General features: G+C 68.2%; 11 protein-coding genes. 10 read left to right on the top strand and 1 reads right to left on the bottom strand.

Features of this window, described 5'->3' with window-relative positions:
• The first annotated feature begins 77 nt into the window (after positions 1-77).
• Positions 78-3,344 (top strand): GH92 family glycosyl hydrolase, encoded by a 3,267-nt coding sequence (locus AB0I54_RS04415; protein WP_363294378.1) that lies wholly within the window; start codon positions 78-80, stop codon positions 3,342-3,344.
• A gap of 106 nt (positions 3,345-3,450) precedes the next feature.
• Here the strand turns inward: AB0I54_RS04415 and AB0I54_RS04420 are convergent, their stop codons facing one another.
• Positions 3,451-7,194: a GH92 family glycosyl hydrolase gene (locus tag AB0I54_RS04420; protein WP_363294972.1), complete on the bottom strand. Its 3,744-nt coding sequence runs from the start codon at positions 7,192-7,194 to the stop codon at positions 3,451-3,453.
• Positions 7,195-7,596: 402 nt separating this feature from the next.
• Between AB0I54_RS04420 and ngcE the strand changes: the two genes are divergently transcribed.
• The 9 genes from ngcE (at position 7,597) to AB0I54_RS04465 (ending at position 19,832) form a co-directional block, all read left to right on the top strand.
• Positions 7,597-9,042, top strand: coding sequence for an N-acetylglucosamine/diacetylchitobiose ABC transporter substrate-binding protein (gene ngcE / locus AB0I54_RS04425; protein ID WP_363294379.1), 1,446 nt, complete (start codon positions 7,597-7,599; stop codon positions 9,040-9,042).
• Positions 9,043-9,107: 65 nt separating this feature from the next.
• Complete coding sequence (locus tag AB0I54_RS04430; protein WP_316752706.1) at positions 9,108-10,043, top strand: sugar ABC transporter permease; 936 nt, start codon at positions 9,108-9,110, stop codon at positions 10,041-10,043.
• A gap of 17 nt (positions 10,044-10,060) precedes the next feature.
• A complete protein-coding gene (locus tag AB0I54_RS04435) occupies positions 10,061-10,984 on the top strand; it encodes a carbohydrate ABC transporter permease (protein ID WP_363294380.1) in 924 nt (307 codons plus the stop codon).
• Positions 10,985-11,192: 208 nt separating this feature from the next.
• A complete protein-coding gene (locus AB0I54_RS04440) occupies positions 11,193-12,392 on the top strand; it encodes an ROK family transcriptional regulator (protein WP_363294381.1) in 1,200 nt (399 codons plus the stop codon).
• Positions 12,393-12,514: 122 nt separating this feature from the next.
• Entirely contained in the window at positions 12,515-13,618 is a 1,104-nt protein-coding gene (locus AB0I54_RS04445; RefSeq protein WP_363294382.1) for a substrate-binding domain-containing protein, read from the top strand.
• Between the two features lie 246 nt (positions 13,619-13,864).
• Entirely contained in the window at positions 13,865-14,656 is a 792-nt protein-coding gene (locus tag AB0I54_RS04450; RefSeq protein ID WP_363294973.1) for an ATP-binding cassette domain-containing protein, read from the top strand.
• Between the two features lie 62 nt (positions 14,657-14,718).
• Positions 14,719-15,984 (top strand): sugar ABC transporter permease, encoded by a 1,266-nt coding sequence (locus AB0I54_RS04455; RefSeq protein WP_363294974.1) that lies wholly within the window; start codon positions 14,719-14,721, stop codon positions 15,982-15,984.
• Between the two features lie 210 nt (positions 15,985-16,194).
• Positions 16,195-18,123, top strand: a complete 1,929-nt coding sequence (dxs, locus tag AB0I54_RS04460; protein ID WP_363294383.1) for a 1-deoxy-D-xylulose-5-phosphate synthase — start codon at positions 16,195-16,197, stop codon at positions 18,121-18,123.
• A gap of 182 nt (positions 18,124-18,305) precedes the next feature.
• Entirely contained in the window at positions 18,306-19,832 is a 1,527-nt protein-coding gene (locus AB0I54_RS04465; RefSeq protein WP_363294384.1) for an amino acid permease, read from the top strand.
• The last annotated feature ends 17 nt before the right edge of the window (positions 19,833-19,849 follow it).

The following is a 19,849-nucleotide window of genomic DNA, read 5'->3' on the forward strand; positions in this document are numbered from 1 at the left end:
TGCCGACGCGCGTTACTGTCCCTGCGGCTTGTGCGACCTGTGATGCGCGACCCGTCCGAAGGAGGAGGGGCCGCGTCATGCGTTTCCGTCCCACATCACTGCTGCTCGCCGCGGTACTCGCGGTGGGCGGCGCCACCCCCGCCCTGGCGGCGACCGCCCAACCGCCCGATCTCGTCAAGGACCCCACCGCATACGTCGATCCGCTGATCGGCACCAAGAACGGCGGCAATGTCTTCCCGGGTGCCGTCGTGCCGTTCGGCATGCTCTCCTGGAGCCCCGAGAACACCAGGGGCGACGCCACCCGCACCTCCGCACCCGGCGGTTACCAGTACGACGCCACCCGCATCCGCGGCTTCAGCCTCACCCATATGTCCGGCACGGGCTGTGCGGGCGGCAGCGGGGACATCCCGTTCTTCCCGTACGCGGGCGAGGTCACCTCGTCCCCGGCGAGCGACACCAAGGACGCCGTCTACGCCTCCGACTTCAGCCACACCGACGAGACCGCCGAACCCGGCCACTACAAGGTGGGTCTCGCCTCCGGCGTCACCGCCGACCTCACCGCGACCGCGCGCACCGGCTCGGCCCGCTTCACCTTCCCGGCGGACAGGCCGGCCTCGCTGCTCGTCCGCACCGCCAACTCCGAGGTGGGGTCGGCCGATTCGACGGTCACGATCGACCCGGCGACCCGCACGATCTCCGGCTCCGTCACCTCCGGCGACTTCTGCGGCTATCTGGACCCGGAGGGCCAACGCGCCTACTACACGCTCTACTTCACCGCCCGTTTCGACCGCGCCTTCACCTCCACCGGCACCTGGCAGGACGACCGGCTGGAGCCGGGAGCCACCACGGCCTCCGGCGGCACGGGCGGCTTCGCCAAGGGCGGGCGGCCCGTCGCGGGCAAGGGCGCGGGCGGGTACGTCGAGTTCGCGCCCGGAACCGGGCCGGTGAACGTCAAGGTCGGTATCTCGTACGTGAGCCGGGCGGGCGCCGAGGCGAACCTCGCGGCCGAGAACCCGTCGTACCGCTCCTTCGACTCGGTCCGGGCCGCGGCCCGGCAGGCCTGGCGCCACCGGCTGGGCGCCATACGGGTCGGCGGCGGCACGGACACCGACCGCACCACCTTCTACACCGCCCTCTACCACTCCCTGCTGCACCCGAACGTGATCAGCGACGCCGACCGCAGATACCGGGGCAGCGACGACGAGGTGCACCGGGTGGGCCGCGGTCACCGGGCCCAGTACGGCACCTTCTCCGGCTGGGACGTCTACCGCGACCAGGTGCAGCTGCTCACCCTCCTCGACCCGCGCACCGGCTCGGACATCGCCCAGTCGCTGTACGAACTCGCCCGGCAGAACGGGGGCGTCTGGGACCGCTGGCTGCACGGCGCGAGCGGCACGCACGTCATGAACGGCGACCCCTCGCCCACCGCCCTGGCCGGTATCCACGCGTTCGGCGGCACCCGCTTCGACCTGCGCGGCGCGCTGGACTCACTGGTGAAGGCGGCGACCGTACCGACCGACAAGGACCTGTCGGCCGCGGGCAAGCCGGTGCTGTCGGTCGGGCAGCGCCCGTCCCTGGACAAGTACCTCTCCCACCACTACATGCCGTCCGTGTCCAACGCCTGGGGCGGCGCGGCCGAGACCCTGGAGATGTCCACCGCCGACTTCTCGCTCTCCGGGCTCGCCGCGGCGGCGGGGGAGAAGGACACGGCGGCGGCCTTCGCCCGGCGCGCCCAGTGGTGGCAGAACAACTTCAACATCGCCGCGGACCCCACCGGCGGATACATCGCCAACCGCAAGGCCGACGGCAGCTGGGTCACCGGCTTCACCCCGGACACCGGCAACGGGTTCGTCGAGGGCACGGCCGCCCAGTACACCTGGATGGTCCAGCACAACCCGGCCGGCCTGTTCGCGGTGATGGGCGGCACGGACAAGGCGCTGGCCCGGCTAGACGACTTCTTCCACAACGCGGACGGCAGCTGGGCCTTCACCGGCAGCGGCGGCGCCAAGTCCGAGCTGGACAACGAGCCGTCCCTCAACGTCCCCTACCTGTACGACTACGCGGGCGCCCCGTACAAGACGCAGGAGACGGTCCGCGCGGCGATGAGGCAGCTCTGGTCGACCCGGCCCGGCGGCATCCCCGGCAACGACGACCTCGGCGCCATGTCGTCCTGGTACGTCTTCTCCGCGCTCGGCATGTACCCACAGGTCCCCTCCCGCGCCGAACTCGTCCTCACGTCACCGCTGTTCGAGCGCGTCGAGATCGACCGCCCGCAGGGGAACGACATCTCGATCCGCGCGAGGGGAGCGGCCGCCGACGCACCGTACGTCCAGTCCCTGAGGGTCAACGGCCGTACCAGTGACAGGCCTTGGCTCCCGGCCTCCTTCGTGCGTGACGGCGGCCGACTGGACTACACGCTCTCAGCCGCCCCGGACCGGGCCTGGGGCACCTCCGCCCCGCCCCCTTCCTTCCGGGAGGGCGAGCAGCCGTACCAGATCGGCGTCGGCCCGACCGCGGCGACCGTCGCCCCCGGCGGCAGCACGAAGCTCGGCATCCGCGCCCTGTCGCTGAGCGGCGGCACCGGCCCCGAGGTCCGCTTCCGCGTCGAGACCCCGGACGGCGTCACGGCCACGCCCGCCGAGGGCACGGTCACCGACGGCTCACAGGAGATCACCCTCTTGGCGGCCGACGGCGCCCGCCAGGGCTTCTACGACGTCAAGGTCACGGTGACCTCGGGCGACACCTCGTACGGGCAGCCGGTCGCCCTGACCGTGGCCGCCCCCGGCACCCTCCTCGCCGCCTACGACAACACCGGCGTCTCGGACGACGAGGGCGATCACGACGAGGCCGACTACGACGGCGGCGGCTGGAGCTACTCCCGCCAGGCCCTCGCGGCGGCGGGCCTGACCCCCGGCGGGCAGGGCACGGTGGACGGGCTCACCTTCACCTGGCCGAGCTCGCCCACCGGCCGCCCGGACAACGCCGCCGCGGACGGCCAGACCATCGAACTGCCCATCCCGGCCGCCAAGTTGTCCTTCATCGGCAGCGGGGTCAACGGCAACCAGCAGAAGAAGGCGACCGTCACCTACACCGACGGCACCACCGAGGCCGTCGACCTCTCCTTCACCGACTGGACCGTCGGCGGAGGCGGCGGAAGCGTCCAGTACGGCAACGAGGTCGTCGCCAAGAGCGCGTACCGCAATGTCGCGGGCGCGGACAAGGACCCGGTGGCGACGTACGTCTTCGCGACGAAGCCGTTCGAGGCGCCGTCCGGGAAGACCATCAGGAGCGTGAAGCTCCCGGACGACACGGATCTGCACGTCTTCACGCTCGCGGTGGGCTGAGCATCCCGCCGACCGCCCCGGAGCAAGAGACCCCGCCCCGCGGAGCAAGAGGCCGCCCCCGGTTCCCCGGGGGCGGCCTCCTCTCGTCCGAGCCGTGAACGACGGGTCAGGCCAGCAGCTCCACCTCCGCCAGCGTCGCCTCACCGTCCAGGATCAGGCGATACTTCGTGTACGAGCCCGGTGTGGTGACCGTGAAGGCCCGGGTCTGCCGGTCCCAGGCGAACGACTCTCCCGTGCGCCGGTCCAGGGTCTGCCAGGTCGTGCCGTCCGCCGAGCCCTGCAACGTCCAGCCGGCCGGTGCCTTGCCGCGGTCCGCGGAGGACGTCAGCGTGTACTGGACGGCCTTGGCTGCGCCGCCCACCGGCAGGTCCACCGAGGTGACCGTGGCGTCCGTCGCCGACGTGTTGTCGAACAGGGCGCCGTCGCCCTTCAGCACGTCCGCGCGCGGCGTCGGGACCTTGTCGCTCCGGGTGATGGAGACCGGCGCCGCGTTCTTGCCGGTGCCCCAGGCCGAGGGCTTGGCTCCCATGCGGAAGTCCAGCACCCCGCCCTTGGCGAGCAGCGAGTGGGGGAGCGAAGTCGACGTCCAGGGACGGCCGTTGAAGGTCACACCCTGTACGTACACGTTCTTCGCACTGTTCCCGGGTGCCCTGATCACCAGGTCCCGGCCGTTCTCCAGGTGCACGGTCGCTTTCGTGAACAGCGGGGAGCCGATGGCGTACTCACCGCTGCCCATGACCAGCGGGTAGAAGCCGAGCGAGGAGAAGAGGTACCAGGCCGACTGCTCGCCGTTGTCCTCGTCGCCGTGGTAGCCCTGCCCTATCTTGCTGCCCGTGTAGAGGCGGGAGAGCGCCTCGCGGACGTACCGCTGCGCCTTCCAGGGCTCGCCGGCCGCGTCGTACATGTAGATCACGTGGTGCGCGACCTGGTTGGAGTGGCCGTACATGCCCATCCGCACGTCCCGTGCCTCGGTCATCTCGTGGATGACGCCGCCGTAGGAGCCGACGAAGTCGGGGGAGGCGGTCTCCGGGGTGGAGAAGTACTCGTCGAGCTTGTCGCCCAGGGCGCCGCGGCCGCCGTAGAGGTTGGCGAGGCCCCTGCTGTCCTGCGGGGCGGTGAAGGCATAGCCCCAGCCGTTGGTCTCCGTGTAGTCGTAGCCCCACACGCGCGGGTCGTACTTCGACGAGTCCAGGCGCCAGTTCCCCTTGGCGTCGCGGCCCTGGAAGAAGCCCGCCTTGGAATCGAAGAGGTCGACGTAGTCCTGGGCGCGGTTGAGGAAGTACTCGGACTCGTCCTTGTAGTGCTTCTCCTTGGTCTTCTCGTAGAGGGCCTCGCCCATCTTCGCGATGCCGTAGTCGTTGACGTAGCCCTCCATCGCCCACGACAGGCCCTCGTGCGTGTCGGTGCTGGTGTAGCCGAGGAAGGGCGAGGTGCTCATGCCCTTGCGGCCCACGCCCGAGGCCGGCGGGACGACGGTGGCGTTCTTCAGGGCCGCGTCGTACGCCGCCTTCGCGTCGAAGCGGACGCCCTTGACGTATGCGTCCGCGAACGCGACGTCGGAGGAGGTGCCGGTCATCAGGTCGGCGTAGCCGGGGGAGGACCAGCGGGAGGTCCAGCCGCCGTCCTTGTACTGCTGAACGAACCCGTCGACCATGTCACCGGCCTGACCGGGGGTCAGGAACGAGTAGGCCGGCCAGGTCGTCCGATAGGTGTCCCAGAAGCCGTTGTTGACGTACACCCTGCCGTCCACGATCTTCGCGCCGGTGTGCGTCGGTGTGTCCGGGCCCGGCATGGGGGAGAACGGGGAGGCGTACTGGTCCTTGCCGGCCACCTTCTCGAAGCCGGAGTTGGGGTACAGGTACAGCCGGTACATGCTGGAGTAGAGCGTGGTCAGCTGGTCCGGGGTGGCACCCTCGACCTCGACCTTGCCGAGCAGCCGGTCCCAGGTCCGCTGGGCGCGTGCCTTCACCGTGTCGAAGGAGGTGCCGTCGGGGATCTCCTGGCGCAGATTGTCCTTCGCCTGGTCGATACTGATCAGCGAGGTCGCCAGGCGCAGGGTGACGGTGCGGTCCGCGCCCGCGTCGAACCTCAGATAGCCCTTGACGCCACTGGAGCCGCCGTCCGTCACCGGCTTGTCGAACTGCCCGTACACGAAGAGCCGGGTCGCTCCCGTGGACAGGCCCGACTTCACGTCGGAGTAGCCGGCGACGATCCCGTGGTCCTTGTCGAGGGTGAGACCCGCCTGCTCGGTGACGTTGTCGAAGAGCACGCTCGCGTCGTCGCCGGGGTAGCTGAAGCGCAGCGCGGCGGCGTGGTCGGTCGGGGTCATCTCGGCCCTGAGCCCGTTCTCGAACCGTACGCCGTAGTAGTACGGCCGTGCCGTCTCGTTCTCGTGCCGGAAGGCCAGCGCCCGTGCCGAGCGGCCGGTGTCCGGGGTGCCGGCGGCGGCCGACGGCATCAGCTGGAAGGTCTGCCGGTCGCCCATCCAGGGGCTGGGCTCATGACTGGCGCTGAACGCCTGGATGGTCGGCAGGTTGGCGTCGTTGTTGGCGCGCGCGTACTCGTAGAGCCAGCTCAGCGAGGACGCGTTGGTCACCGGCGTCCAGAAGTTGAAGCCGTGCGGCAGGGCGGTCGCCGGGAAGTTGTTGCCGCGCGAGAAGCTGCCGCTGGAGTTGGTGCCGCGGGTGGTCAGCGCGTAGTCGGACAGATGCGCCCTGGGCGGCTCCGGGACGACCGGCCGGATGGCCACGTCGTCGATCCAGCCGCGGAACTTGGCGGGACCGTCCGGGGAGTCGTAGGCCAGCAGGATCCGGTCGACCGTCCTGCCCGCGGCGACCGAGCCGATGCGCGAGGCCACGTCGTTCCACTGGTTGACGTACAGCGCCTTGGCCGCGCCCTGGCCCCGGGGGGAGAGCGGGAAGCCGTGCTGGTCCATCGCGCCGAGGTCGCTCAGATAGGTGCCGTCGGTGAAGGCCAGGTCGACCGAGACGTTCGTGGCGTCGTAGTCGCGGTCGCCGTCGGCCATCGACGGGAAGATCCGGTACGCCAGCTGTGTGTCCCGGCCGACCTTCACGTTCACGTCGAAGACCTTGTTGTACGAGTACGCGTGGCCGGCCCCCGTGTGCCGCCCGGCGTACCGCAGGGCCCGGGTGCCCGTGAAGCCGGCGCGGGCCTTGGCGGTCGGCGAGCCGCTCGGGCCGTGGTCGACGAGGGAGAGCATGTCCTGCGGGACCGGCCCTGTGCTGCCACCCGTCGAGAACTGGACATCGGCGAGCTGCACTATGCCGGAGGCGCCGTTGTTCTTCGTGATGTCGAGCCGGAAGTGCTGGTACTCGGCCGGCTGGGCGAGGTCGTACGACTTGGTCTGGAACCGTTCGGAGAAGGTCTCGCCGGAGCGGGTGTCGAGGGTCTTCCAGTCCTTGCCGTCCGTCGAGCCCTGAAGGGTCCAGTCCTTGGGGTCGCGCTCGTCGTAGTCATTGGCCGAAGTGAGAGCGTACGTCATGAGTTTGATGGGTTTGTCCAGGTCGAACTCGACCCAGCCGGTGGGCTCGAAGGCCAGCCACTTCGTGCCCGGTTCGCCGTCGACGAGGTTCTCCTTCACCTCGCCCGCGCCCGTGTTCTCGGCGCTCGCCCGTACGTCGGTGACATGGTCGGTCACATTGCCCGGGATGCCGGTGCTGTAGCCGCCGTCGACGCCCGAGGCGCGCTTGCTGCCGTCCGGCTCCGTGTCGACGGTGTTCAGCCAGTCCGGCGCCGGGTCATCAGCTTCGAACGAGGATGCGAACTCCCGGTCGGCGGCGGGAGCCTGGGCCGGCCGGGCGACCGCGGCTCCCTGCGAGGCCACCGCCATGGCGAAGGCGGCCGTGAGCACGGCCGCCGTACCGAATCTGTGCCGAGTTCTCCGCTGCAACAAAACGGGTTCCCTCCCTGCGCGGGCTTCAGACAACGTTGTCAAGTTCGTGCGCAGGATCCAGTAGGTGGCCAAGTGGCCATTGATGTCAAGGGTGTTGGGGGAGGCATTCAGGGGCCTATGTCACGGACTTTTCCGGCGGCGCGGTCACAGGCGGCTCATATTTCCGTGAGGTCTCAACTCGGAAAAGACCCATGGCCAACCTTGCGCTCGATCTTGCTCCGTCGGCCGGAAGTGGACTATACCTGTCGGCGTTTCCTGCACGACCCAGCGCTACCCGACCGCGGTGCCGGGGAGGATCCGGTTCACCGCCTGAGTCCTGGAGAAGGCGAGGACTTGAGCATGGGATCCCAATCCGCAGCGAACCACGGTGTTGACGGTGTGGGCCGCCGTGATCTGATCAAGCGGTCCGCCGCACTCGGTCTGCTCACCATTCCGACGGCGGGCTTCCTGTCCGCCTGCGCGAGCGGTGGCGGCGACAGTTCCAACGACGGCGGCGACCAGGGCAAGACGTCCAAGTCGAACCCGTTCGGCGTGAAGAAGGGCGGCAAGCTCGACGTCGTCATCTTCAAGGGCGGTTACGGCGACGACTACGCCAAGGCGTGGGAGTCGGACTACCAGAAGAAGCTCGGCATCACCTCCACCCACACCGGCACCCAGGAGATCACGGGTAAGCTCCAGCCGCGCTTCAACGCCGGCAACCCGCCGGACATCGTGGACGACTCCGGCGCCCAGCAGATCAAGGTCGACGTCCTCTACAAGAACGGCCAGCTGCTCGACCTCGCCGCGGTGCTCGACGCCCCGTCGGTCGACGACCCGGCCAAGAAGGTCCGGGACATGATCATCCCCGGCACCCTGGACGCGGGCATGCAGGAGGGCAAGATCGTCGCCCTCAACTACATCTACACGGTGTGGGGTCTGTGGTACTCCGGCAAGCTCTTCAAGGAGAAGGGCTGGGAGGAGCCCAAGACCTGGGCCGACTTCCTCACCATCTGTCAGGACGCCAAGAAGCAGGGCATCGGCGGCCTGGCCCACCAGGGCAAGTACCCGTACTACATCAACGTCGCCATCATGGACCTGATCGCCAAGACCGGCGGTCTGGACGCGATGAAGGCGATCGACAACCTCGACCCCAAGGCGTTCGTCGGCTCGGACGCGGCCAAGGCCGGTGTCGAGGCGATCTACGAGGTCGTCGAAAAGGGCCTGCTGATGCCCGGCACCAACGGCCTGACCCACACCGAGTCCCAGACCCGCTGGAACCAGTACAAGGCCGCCTTCATCACCTGCGGCTCCTGGCTGGAGAACGAGCAGCTCAAGCAGACGCCCGCGGACTTCGACATGAAGTTCATGCCGATGCCGCTGCTGCCCGGCAGCAAGCTGCCGTTCGAGGCGATCCGGGCCGGCTCCGGCGAGCCTTTCATCATCCCGGCGAAGGCGAAGAACCTGCCCGGGGCGAAGGAGTTCATGCGGCACATGCTCTCCAAGGAGTGGTCGACGCTGTTCGCCAAGGAGGCCAACTCGCTCACCATCCTCAAGGACGGCGTCGACCCCAGCGTCAAGCTCCGGCCGGGCACCCAGTCCACGGTCGAGGCGTCCAAGGCGGCCGGTGACAACACCTTCCGTTTCCTCTACACGGAGTGGTACAGCGAGATGGGCGCCGCCATCGAGGCCGCGTCCAACGAGCTGATGGCCAAGCGCATCCAGCCGAAGGAGTGGCTGAAGCGGTGCCAGGCCGCGGTCGACAAGCAGGCGAAGGACCCGGCCTCCAAGAAGAACCACCGGGACTGACCGCACGCCGTATCCCGGGCCGGAGCGATCCGGCCCGGGGGAGGACACCAGGAGCAGGTAGGCCAATGCGCAAAGGGCAGTACAGATTCGTCGCGGGATTTCTCTTCGTGCCCGTGGCGCTTTATGTGATCTTCGTGATCTGGCCGTACATCCAGACGTTCGGCTATTCGCTGACCGACTGGAAGGGCCAGTCGCAGACCTTCAAGTTCGTCGGACTGGACAACTACAAGGCGCTGTTCCAGGACGACGTCTTCATGCAGGCCATCTGGCACAACATCCTGTTCCTGATCTTCATCCCGGTGATCACCATTCTGCTCGCCCTGTTCTTCGCCTTCATGGTGAACGCGGGCGGCCGCAGCAGGGCGGGCGGAGTGCAGGGCGTCGCCGGATCCCGGTTCTACAAAATCGTCTACTTCTTCCCTCAGGTGCTGTCGCTGGCGATCGTCGCGGTGCTGTTCAACGCGGTGTACCGCAGTGACGGCGGCGGCCTTCTCAACGGCTTCCTGATCAAACTCGGACTGGTCGACACCGACAATCCCGTGGAATGGCTCAACGAGCCCAACCTGGTGCTGTGGATGCTGATCGCCGCCGTGGTCTGGCACGGCGTCGGCTTCTATCTGGTGCTGTTCTCGGCCGCCATGCAGTCCATTCCGAAGGACATCTACGAGGCCGCCCTCATCGACGGCGCCGGTCGCAATCAGTCCTTCTTCCGCATCACCCTGCCTCTGCTGTGGGACACCGTGCAGACCGCGTGGGTCTATCTGGGCATCGTCGCGATGGACATGTTCGTCCTGGTTTCCTCCATGACCCAGAACATGGGCGCGTACGGTGGCGGCCCCGATCACCACAGCGACGTGATGTCGACGGTGATGATGCGCAACTTCCAATACTTCGGGAAGAGCGGCTACGCCTGCGCCATGGGCGTGGTCATGCTGGTGCTCACCCTGGTCCTGTCCGTGGTCATGCTGCGCGCCACCCGCCGCGAGCGCGTCGAGTTCTGAGCGGGAGATACGACGACATGAGCGCACCTTCGAAGGAGACCGAGGCCGTTCCCGCGGAGCGGCCCGTCGACAAGGTTTCCGTACGCCCCGGCGAGCAGCGCGGCGAGGGCATCGTCCTGAACGTCTTCTCGCACGGCTTCCTCGCCCTGTGGGCCCTGCTGATCGTGCTGCCGCTGCTCTGGCTGGTGATCAGCTCCTTCAAGACCGACGCGCAGATCGGCGGCTCGGCCTTCGGCTGGCCGCACAACTGGTCCTTCGACGTCTTCCACCGGGCCTGGAACAAGGGCATCGGCGACTACTTCCTGAACACGGTCATCGTGCTGGTGTTCAGCGTGCCGCTGACGATGCTCTTCGGCTCGATGGCCGCGTACGTCCTGGCCCGCTACCAGTTCTGGGGCAACCGGCTCCTCTACTACTTCTTCGTCGCCGGCGCGATGTTCCCGGTGTTCCTGGCCCTGGTCCCGCTGTTCTTCATGGTCAAGCGGCTGGACATGCTGAACACCTACCAGGGCCTGATCCTCGTCTACATCGCCTACTCGATGCCGTTCACCGTGTTCTTCATGCACGCCTTCTTCCGGACCCTGCCCACGGCGGTCTTCGAGGCGGCGATCCTGGACGGGGCCTCGCACACCCGGACCTTCTTCCAGGTGATGCTTCCGATGGCGAAGCCGGGCCTGATCAGCGTCGGGATCTTCAACACTTTGGGCCAGTGGAACCAGTTCATCCTGCCGACGGTCCTCATGCAGCCGCAGAGCGGCTCGGACCCCGAGCGCTATGTCCTCACCCAGGGGCTCATCCAGCTCCAGCAACAGCAGGGATATGCCTCTGACCTGCCCGTTCTCTTCGCGGGCGTGACGATCGCCATGATCCCGATGCTGGTCGTGTACCTCTCCTTCCAGCGTCAGGTGCAGGCCGGACTGACCTCGGCGACCCTGAAGTAGCGCCTTTCAGGGGCGCTGGGCGTAGCGCTTCGAAACGGTCCGTACGCGCGCCGTTCCCGGCTTCGGGGGCGGCGCGCGGTCGTGTGGGCAAGACCCCGGAAACAGTTCAACCTCTTGACGGGAGCCGACCCGAACGGCTCAGCTTAGAGTTCACTAGTTGGACATAGACGGGACCTCGCCGAGGCGGTCCCGTGCGCAGGAGGTCGTCGTGGAGACTCCGGGGTCGCAGTCGTCACTGCACCGAGCCAACCTGGAGAGGGTCGTGCGCGCCGTACGACTCGCCGGGTCGCTCACGCAGGCGGAGATCGCAAGGACCACGGGTCTGTCCGCAGCAACGGTCTCCAACATCGTGCGGGAGCTGAAAGACGGCGGAACGGTCGAGGTCACGCCCACGTCGGCGGGTGGCCGCAGGGCCCGCAGCGTCTCCCTGAGCGGGGACGCGGGCATTGTGATCGGTGTCGATTTCGGCCATACGCATCTGCGGGTCGCGGTCGGCAACCTGGCCCACCAGGTGCTTGCCGAGGAGTCCGAGCCGCTGGATGTGGACGCCTCCGCGGCACAGGGCTTCGACCGGGCGGAACAGCTGGTCAACCGGCTGATCGGGGCAACGGGAGTGGATCGCTCCAAGATCGCCGGCGTGGGTCTTGGCGTACCCGGCCCGATCGATCTGGAGTCCGGCACGCTCGGCTCGTCCGCGATCCTGCCGGGCTGGAGCGGCACCAGACCCGCCGAGGAGCTGCGGGGGCGGCTCGGCGTGCCGGTGCACGTGGACAACGACGCCAACCTGGGCGCCCTGGGCGAGCTGGTCTGGGGCAGCGGCCGGGGGGTTCGTGATCTTGCCTACATCAAGGTCGCGAGCGGTGTCGGCGCCGGTCTGGTGATCGAGGGGAAGATCTATCGCGGTCCGGGCGGCACGGCGGGTGAAATCGGGCATATTACCCTGGATGAGTCCGGCCCGGTCTGTCGCTGCGGCAACCGCGGCTGCCTGGAGACGTTCGCGGCCGCGCGTTATGTGCTCCCGTTGCTCCAGTCCAGTCATGGCACCGACCTGACCATGGAAGGCGTCGTACGGCTGGCCAGGGACGGCGATCCGGGCTGCCGTCGGGTGATCGCCGACGTCGGCCGCCACATCGGCAGCGGAGTGGCCAATCTCTGCAATCTGCTGAACCCGAGCCGGGTGGTCCTCGGCGGTGATCTCGCGGAGGCCGGAGAGCTGGTTCTGGGGCCCATCAGGGAGTCCGTGAGCCGCTATGCGATCCCCAGCGCCGCCCGTCGGCTCTCCGTGCTCCCAGGGGCGCTCGGAGGTCGCGCGGAGGTGCTCGGCGCGCTCGCTCTCGCCCTCAGCGAGATGGGCGATTCGACCCTTTTGGACGGAAGTCTGACCGCCGCGGCACCTGCCTTCACTTAGAGAACGCATGACGCCGTTGCCATCTCGTTAAGTATTTACTTCTTGACGTCGAACTTGCGGCCGAGTTGACTTCGAGCCACCTCGGCCGCAGCGTTGCGGCCCTGTCAGGGAGGCACCCCCAAATGAACGCAACGATGCGCAGAGTCGTCATCGGTACGGCCGCGGTTTCGATGGCACTGTCCATGGCCGCTTGTGGCAAGGCCGGCGACAAGAAGGACGACTCGTCGAGCAGCAACAGCTCCTCCGGCGGCAAGACCATCGGTCTGCTGCTCCCCGACAGCGTGACCGCGCGCTACGAGAAGTTCGACCACCCGCTCTTCGAGGCGAAGGTCAAGGAGCTCTGCTCGGACTGCAAGGTCGAGTACGCGAACGCCGCCGGTGACGCGGCCAAGCAGGCCCAGCAGGTCAGCAGCATGATCACCAAGGGCGTCAAGGTCCTCGTGATCAGCGCCCAGGACTCGGCCGCCATCAAGTCCTCCATCCAGACCGCCGTCGACAAGGGCATCAAGGTCGTCGCGTACGACCGCCTCGCCCAGGGCCCGGTCTCCGCGTACGTCTCCTTCGACAACGTCAAGGTCGGCGAGCTCCAGGGCCAGGCGCTGCTCGACTCGCTCGGCTCCAAGGCCGACAAGAAGTCGAAGGTCGTCATGATCAACGGTGACGACGCCGACCCGAACGCCGGTCAGTTCAAGAAGGGTGCCCACAACATCCTCGACGGCAAGGTCGACATCGCCTACGAGCAGTCCGGCCTGTGGAAGGACACCGTCGCCGCGCAGAAGATGAAGGCGGCCATCACCCAGCTGGGCGCCAAGAAGATCGCGGGCGTCTACGCCGCCAACGACGGCATGGCCGGCGGTATCGCCACCACGCTGAAGGGCGCCGGCATCAGCGGCATCCCGCTGACCGGTCAGGACGCGGAGCTCGCGGGCATCCAGCGCATCGTCGCCGGCACCCAGTCCTCCACCGTCTACAAGGCCTTCAAGCCGGAGGCGGACGCCGCCGCCCAGCTCGCGGTCGACCTGCTGCAGGGCAAGGACATCAAGTCCCTCGCCAACCAGGAGCTGACCAGCGGCTCCGGCGACAAGGTGCCCTCCCAGCTGCTGACCCCGGTGTCGGTCACCAAGGCCAACATCAAGGACACGGTGATCAAGGACAAGCTGTACACCGTCCAGGACATCTGCACCGCCGAGTTCGCGAAGGCCTGCAAGGCCGCCGGCCTCGAGTAATCACTCGGCTCAAGCCCGGTGAGGCGCGTACGAGCCTCACCGGGCCCCGACCGCTCACAGCGGTCCCGCGAAACCCCTCCGACGCCCGCCCCGGCCTCCATACCCCGCTGCCGGGACGGGCGTCGGACGGAACCGTTGCCAAGGGCAGCGGATTCGCGCATGTTCATCTTGTAAACCTCGTGCTTCGTGCACGTCCCTCCGCGCCAGTCCAAGCGCGGCATCCCCGCCGGTCAGGCGGCGAAGGAGATGGTTCACGTGTCCGCTACGCCCGTGCTGGCGTTGCGCGGAGTCTCCAAGCGATTCGGTGCGGTCCAGGCCCTCACCGACGTAGAGCTGGAGGTCCACGCCGGAGAAGTGGTCGCCCTGGTGGGCGACAACGGCGCAGGAAAGTCGACCCTGGTCAAGACGATCGCGGGTGTCCACCCCATCGATGAGGGCGTCATCGAGTGGGACGGCAAGCCGGTCAGCATCAACAAGCCGCACGACGCCCAGGGACTCGGTGTCGCGACGGTCTACCAGGACCTCGCGCTGTGCGACAACCTCGACGTGGTCGGCAACCTCTTCCTCGGTCGCGAGCTGCTGCACCGGGGAGCCATCGACGAGGTGTCGATGGAGAAGCAGGCACGTGAGCTGCTGAGCACGCTCTCGATCCGCATCCCCAGCGTGCGCATCCCGATCGCGAGCCTCTCCGGCGGTCAGCGCCAGGTCGTCGCCATCGCCCGCGCCCTGATCGGTGACCCGAAGGTCGTCATCCTCGACGAGCCCACCGCCGCGCTCGGTGTCGAGCAGACCGCGCAGGTCCTCGACCTGGTCGAGCGGCTGCGCGAGCGCAACCTCGGCGTCATTCTCATCAGCCACAACATGGCGGACGTGAAGGCTGTCGCGGACACCGTCGCCGTCCTGCGCCTGGGCAAGAACAACGGCTCCTTCCCCGTGAAGAGCACCAGCCACGAAGAGATCATCGCCGCGATCACGGGAGCCACGGACAACGCCGTGACTCGTCGTGCGGAGCGTCGCACCACGGAGGCGGCAAAGTGAGTGACACGTCCAAGGCCGAGAAGGTAGAGAAGGCCGCCCCCGCTCCCGAGGTCCAGGACACCGTGGCCCCCGCCGACGACCCCACGGCCGCGCCGGTCGCCGTCGTCGACCCCCGCCTGCTGGTCCGCGAAGAGGGCTTCAAGGGCTACATCACCGAGTTCAAGCGCAAGATCAAGGGCGGCGAGCTCGGTTCGCTGCCGGTCTTCGTCGGTCTGGTCGTCATCTGGACGATCTTCCAGCTGAAGAACGACCTCTTCCTCAGCGCCGACAACCTGTCGAGCATCAGCTACTTCCTCGCGGCCACCGGCATGCTCGCCATCGGCCTGGTGTTCGTGCTGCTGCTGGGCGAGATCGACCTCTCCGTCGGTTCGGTCAGCGGTCTGGCGTCCACCGTGTTCGCGGTCTTCGTCGTCAACCACGGCATGAACGGCTGGCTGGCGCTGGTCCTCGCCGTCGTGACCGGTATCGCCATCGGCGCGCTGCAGGGCTGGTTCTTCGCCAAGATCGGCGTACCGGCGTTCGTCGTGACCCTGGCCGGCTTCCTCGGCTGGAACGGTCTGATGCTGTGGCTCCTCGGCGACAGCGGCACCATCAACATCCCGGCCGAGTCCGGCCCGGTGCACCTGCTCGGTCAGAGCTCCTTCTTCATGGACCAGGCCATCGTCGGCGCCTATCTGCTCGCGGGCCTCGGTGTCGTCCTGATGGCCGTCGGCTCCTTCAACGAGCAGCGCCGCCGTCGCGCCGCCGGTGTGCCCTTCCGGCCCACCAGCGAGATCCTGATCCGGGTCGTCCTGCTCGCCATCGCGTCCTTCGCCGCCGCGGCCGTGCTGAACAACGCCTCCGGTGTCTCCAACGCCCTGGTGATCTTCCTCGCCGCGCTGGTGATCGTCGACTTCGTGCTGCGTCGTACGACCTACGGCCGGAAGGTCTTTGCGGTCGGTGGTGGCATCGAGGCCGCGCGCCGTGCCGGTATCAGCGTGCCGATGGTCCGGATCACCGTGTTCGCCATCTCCGGCGGCTTCGCGGCGATCGGCGGTATGTTCTTCGCCGGCCAGACCGCGAGCGCCACGCTCAACGCCGGTGGCGGCAACACCCTGATGCTCGCCATCGCGGCGGCCGTCATCGGTGGTACGAGCCTCTTCGGCGGCCGCGGCTCCGTCTGGTCCGCCCTGCTGGGCATGCTGGTCATCCAGTCCATCCAGACCGGTCTCGACCTGCTCAACATGAACACCTCGATCCAGTACATGATCACCGGTGGAGTGCTGCTGGGCGCCGTCGTCATCGACTCGGTCTCCCGCAAGAGCCAGAAGGCGGCGGGCCGCGCATAACGCGCAAATCCCTCGCCGTAGCTCACATCAGAACGCTGTGCCCGGCACCAACGGCGGTGCCGGGCACAGCTGTGTCCCGGGAACCCTTCTGGTGGGTACGGCCGTTCGCGTGACGTACGACGCACAGCCCGGGCGTCGGTCGCAAAGGCGGAACATTAGACTCGACAGGCCCGGCAACAGCTCGATCAGCTCTACTGCAAGGAGGCACGGGTGCCGCTGCTGACCCGCATCAGGGGACCGCGCGATCTGGACCGGCTCAGTCTGGAGGAGCTGGACCAGCTGGCAGAGGAGATCCGGACCTTCCTCGTCGACGCCGTCTCCAAGACAGGCGGACATCTCGGACCCAACCTGGGCGTGGTCGAGCTCACCATCGCCCTGCACCGTGTCTTCGAGTCCCCGAAGGACAAGGTGCTGTGGGACACGGGCCACCAGTCCTACGTGCACAAGCTGCTCACCGGCCGGCAGGACTTCTCCCGGCTGAAGATGAAGGGCGGTCTGTCCGGCTACCCCTCGCAGGCCGAGTCCGAGCACGACATCATCGAGAACTCGCACGCCTCGACGGTCCTCGGCTGGGCTGACGGTCTGGCAAAAGCCAATCAACTGCGCAAAAAGGACAGTCATGTCGTCGCCGTCATCGGCGACGGCGCCCTCACCGGCGGCATGGCCTGGGAGGCGCTCAACAACATCGCCGACGCCAAGGACCGCCCGCTGGTCATCGTCGTCAACGACAACGAGCGCTCCTACGCGCCGACCATCGGCGGCCTCGCCAACCACCTCGCGACGCTGCGCACCACCGACGGCTACGAGCGCTTCCTGGCCCGCACCAAGGAGGTGCTTGAGCGCACCCCGGTCGTCGGCAAGCCGCTCTACGAGACCCTGCACGGCGCGAAGAAGGGCCTGAAGGACTTCATCGCCCCACAGGGCATGTTCGAGGACCTCGGCCTGAAGTACGTCGGCCCGATCGACGGCCACGACATCGAGGCCCTGGAGTCGGCGCTGGCCCGCGCCAAGCGGTTCGGCGGCCCGGTCATCGTCCACTGCCTCACCGAGAAGGGCCGCGGCTACCAGCCCGCCCTCCAGGACGAGGCCGACCGCTTCCACGCCGTCGGCAAGATCCACCCCGACACGGGCCTGCCCATCGCCAGCTCCGGCGCCGACTGGACCTCCGTCTTCGGCGACGAGATGGTGAAGCTGGGTCACGAGCGGGAGGACGTCGTCGCCATCACCGCCGCGATGCTCCAGCCGGTCGGACTCGACCGGTTCGCCAAGGCTTTCCCCGAGCGGGTGTACGACGTCGGCATCGCCGAGCAGCACGGCGCCGTCTCCGCCGCGGGCCTCGCGACGGGCGGGGTGCACCCCGTCTTCGCCGTGTACGCCACCTTCCTCAACCGCGCCTTCGACCAGGTGCTGATGGACGTGGCCCTGCACAGGTGCGGTGTGACCTTCGTGCTGGACCGGGCGGGCATCACCGGCACCGACGGCGCCTCCCACAACGGCATGTGGGACATGTCGATCCTTCAGGTCGTGCCGGGGCTCAGGCTGGCCGCGCCGCGCGACGCCGACCAGGTGCGCGCGCAGCTGCGCGAGGCCGTCGAGGTGAAGGACGCGCCGACCGTCGTGCGCTTCTCGAAGGGCGCGGTCGGTCCCGCCGTACCGGCCCTGGGCCGCGTCGGCGGCATGGACGTGCTGCGCGAGCCGGGCACCGACACCCCGGACGTGCTGCTGGTCTCCGTGGGCGCCCTCGCCCCGATGTGCCTGGAGATCGCCGGCCTGCTTGACCGGCAGGGCATCACCACCACCGTCGTTGACCCGCGCTGGGTCAAGCCCGTCGACGAGGCCATGGCCCCGCTCGCCGAGCGGCACCGCGTGGTCGTCACCGTCGAGGACAACTCCCGTGTCGGCGGCGTCGGCTCGGCCGTCGCCCAGGCCCTGCGCGACGCCGGGGTCGACGTCCCGCTGCGTGACTTCGGCATCCCGCCGCGCTTCCTCGACCACGCCTCCCGCGCGGAGGTCATGGCCGAGATCGGGCTGACCGCCCCCGACATCGCCCGCCAGGTCACCGGTCTGGTCTCCAAGCTGGACGGCCGTTTCGACCGCCCGACGAGCGAGGTCGACTCGGTGGAGCCCGCGCGCGACTAGGTCCTGTCGTCAAACTCGCGTCGTCCGCCCGAAGGGCGGGCCTCGCGGCGCCCTTCCGGGCCGGTTTTGCCACTGTCAAGAGTGGTGAAACCGGCCCATTTGCGTGAATGAGCACGCCTCGGGGCATACGTACCACGCCCCCTCTCGATCATGTCGAGGACGACAAGCGTGGGAGGTACCCCGTGAGCAGTTCCCTCTTCCGGACGAAAAAGGTGGAGCAGTCCATCCTCGATACCGAGGAGCCAGAGCACGCGCTCAAGAAATCCTTGTCCGCGCTGGATCTGACCGTCTTCGGCGTCGGCGTCATCATCGGCACCGGCATCTTCGTCCTGACCGGCAAGGTCGCCAAGGAGAATGCGGGCCCCGCGGTCTCCCTGGCCTTCGTCGCGGCCGGCGTCGTCTGCGCCCTCGCCGCGCTCTGCTACGCGGAGTTCGCCTCCACGGTCCCGGTGGCCGGATCCGCGTACACCTTCTCGTACGCGTCCCTCGGAGAACTGCCCGCCTGGATCATCGGCTGGGACCTCGTCCTGGAGTTCGCGCTCGGCACGGCGGTGGTCGCCGTCGGCTGGTCCGGCTACATGCGCTCGCTCCTGGACAACGCGGGCTGGCACCTGCCCGACTACCTCGCCGGCCGGGACGGAGCCCACGGCTTCGGCTTCGACATCCTCGCCGCCGCGCTGGTCCTGGTGCTCACCGCCATCCTCGTGATCGGCATGAAACTGTCCGCGCGGGTCACCGAAGTGGTCGTCGCCATCAAGGTGACGGTCGTTCTGATCGTGATCGTCGCCGGTGCCTTCTTCATCACCAGCGCCAACTACAAGCCGTTCATCCCCAAGGCCCAGCCGGTGCCGGCCGGGGGCAGTCTCAAGGCGCCGCTCATCCAGCTGCTGGCCGGCTGGGCGCCGTCCAACTTCGGCGTGATGGGCATCTTCACCGCCGCCTCCGTCGTCTTCTTCGCCTTCATCGGCTTCGACGTCGTGGCCACCGCCGCCGAGGAGACCAAGAACCCGCAGCGGGACATGCCGCGCGGCATCCTCGGCTCCCTGTTCATCTGCACGGTGCTGTACGTGGCGGTGTCCATCGTCGTCACCGGCATGCAGCACTACACCGCTCTCTCCGTGGACGCCCCGCTCGCCGACGCCTTCAAGGCCCTCGGCCACCCCTGGTACGCGGGCGCGATCAGCTTCGGCGCCGTCGTCGGCCTGACCACCGTCTGCATGATCCTGCTGCTCGGTCAGACCCGGGTGTTCTTCGCGATGAGCCGTGACGGGCTGCTGCCCCGCTTCTTCTCCATCGTCCACCCCCGGTTCCGGACCCCGCACCGGCCGACCATCCTGCTCGGTGTGCTCATCGCGGTCATCGCGGGCTTCACCAGCCTGAGCGAACTCGCCGAACTGGTGAACATCGGCACGCTGTTCGCCTTCGTGGTCGTCGCGCTCGGCGTGATGATCCTCCGCCGCACCCGCCCGGACCTGCACCGCGCCTTCCGCACCCCGTGGGTGCCCTTCATCCCGGTCCTGTCCGTCGCCGCCACGCTCTGGCTGATGCTGAACCTGCCCGCCGAGACCTGGCTCCGGTTCGCCATCTGGATGGTGATCGGCTTCGTCGTGTACTTCGCGTACGGCCGCTCGCACAGCCGCCTCGGACGGCACGAGGAGACGACGGTCGGCGAGGTGTTCAAGCACAAGCGGGGCGGCGCACCCGAATAGGAGAACATGAACGCACG

This window comes from Streptomyces sp. NPDC050625, from assembly GCF_040654755.1.
In the GTDB taxonomy this organism is placed as follows: Bacteria; Actinomycetota; Actinomycetes; order Streptomycetales; family Streptomycetaceae; genus Streptomyces.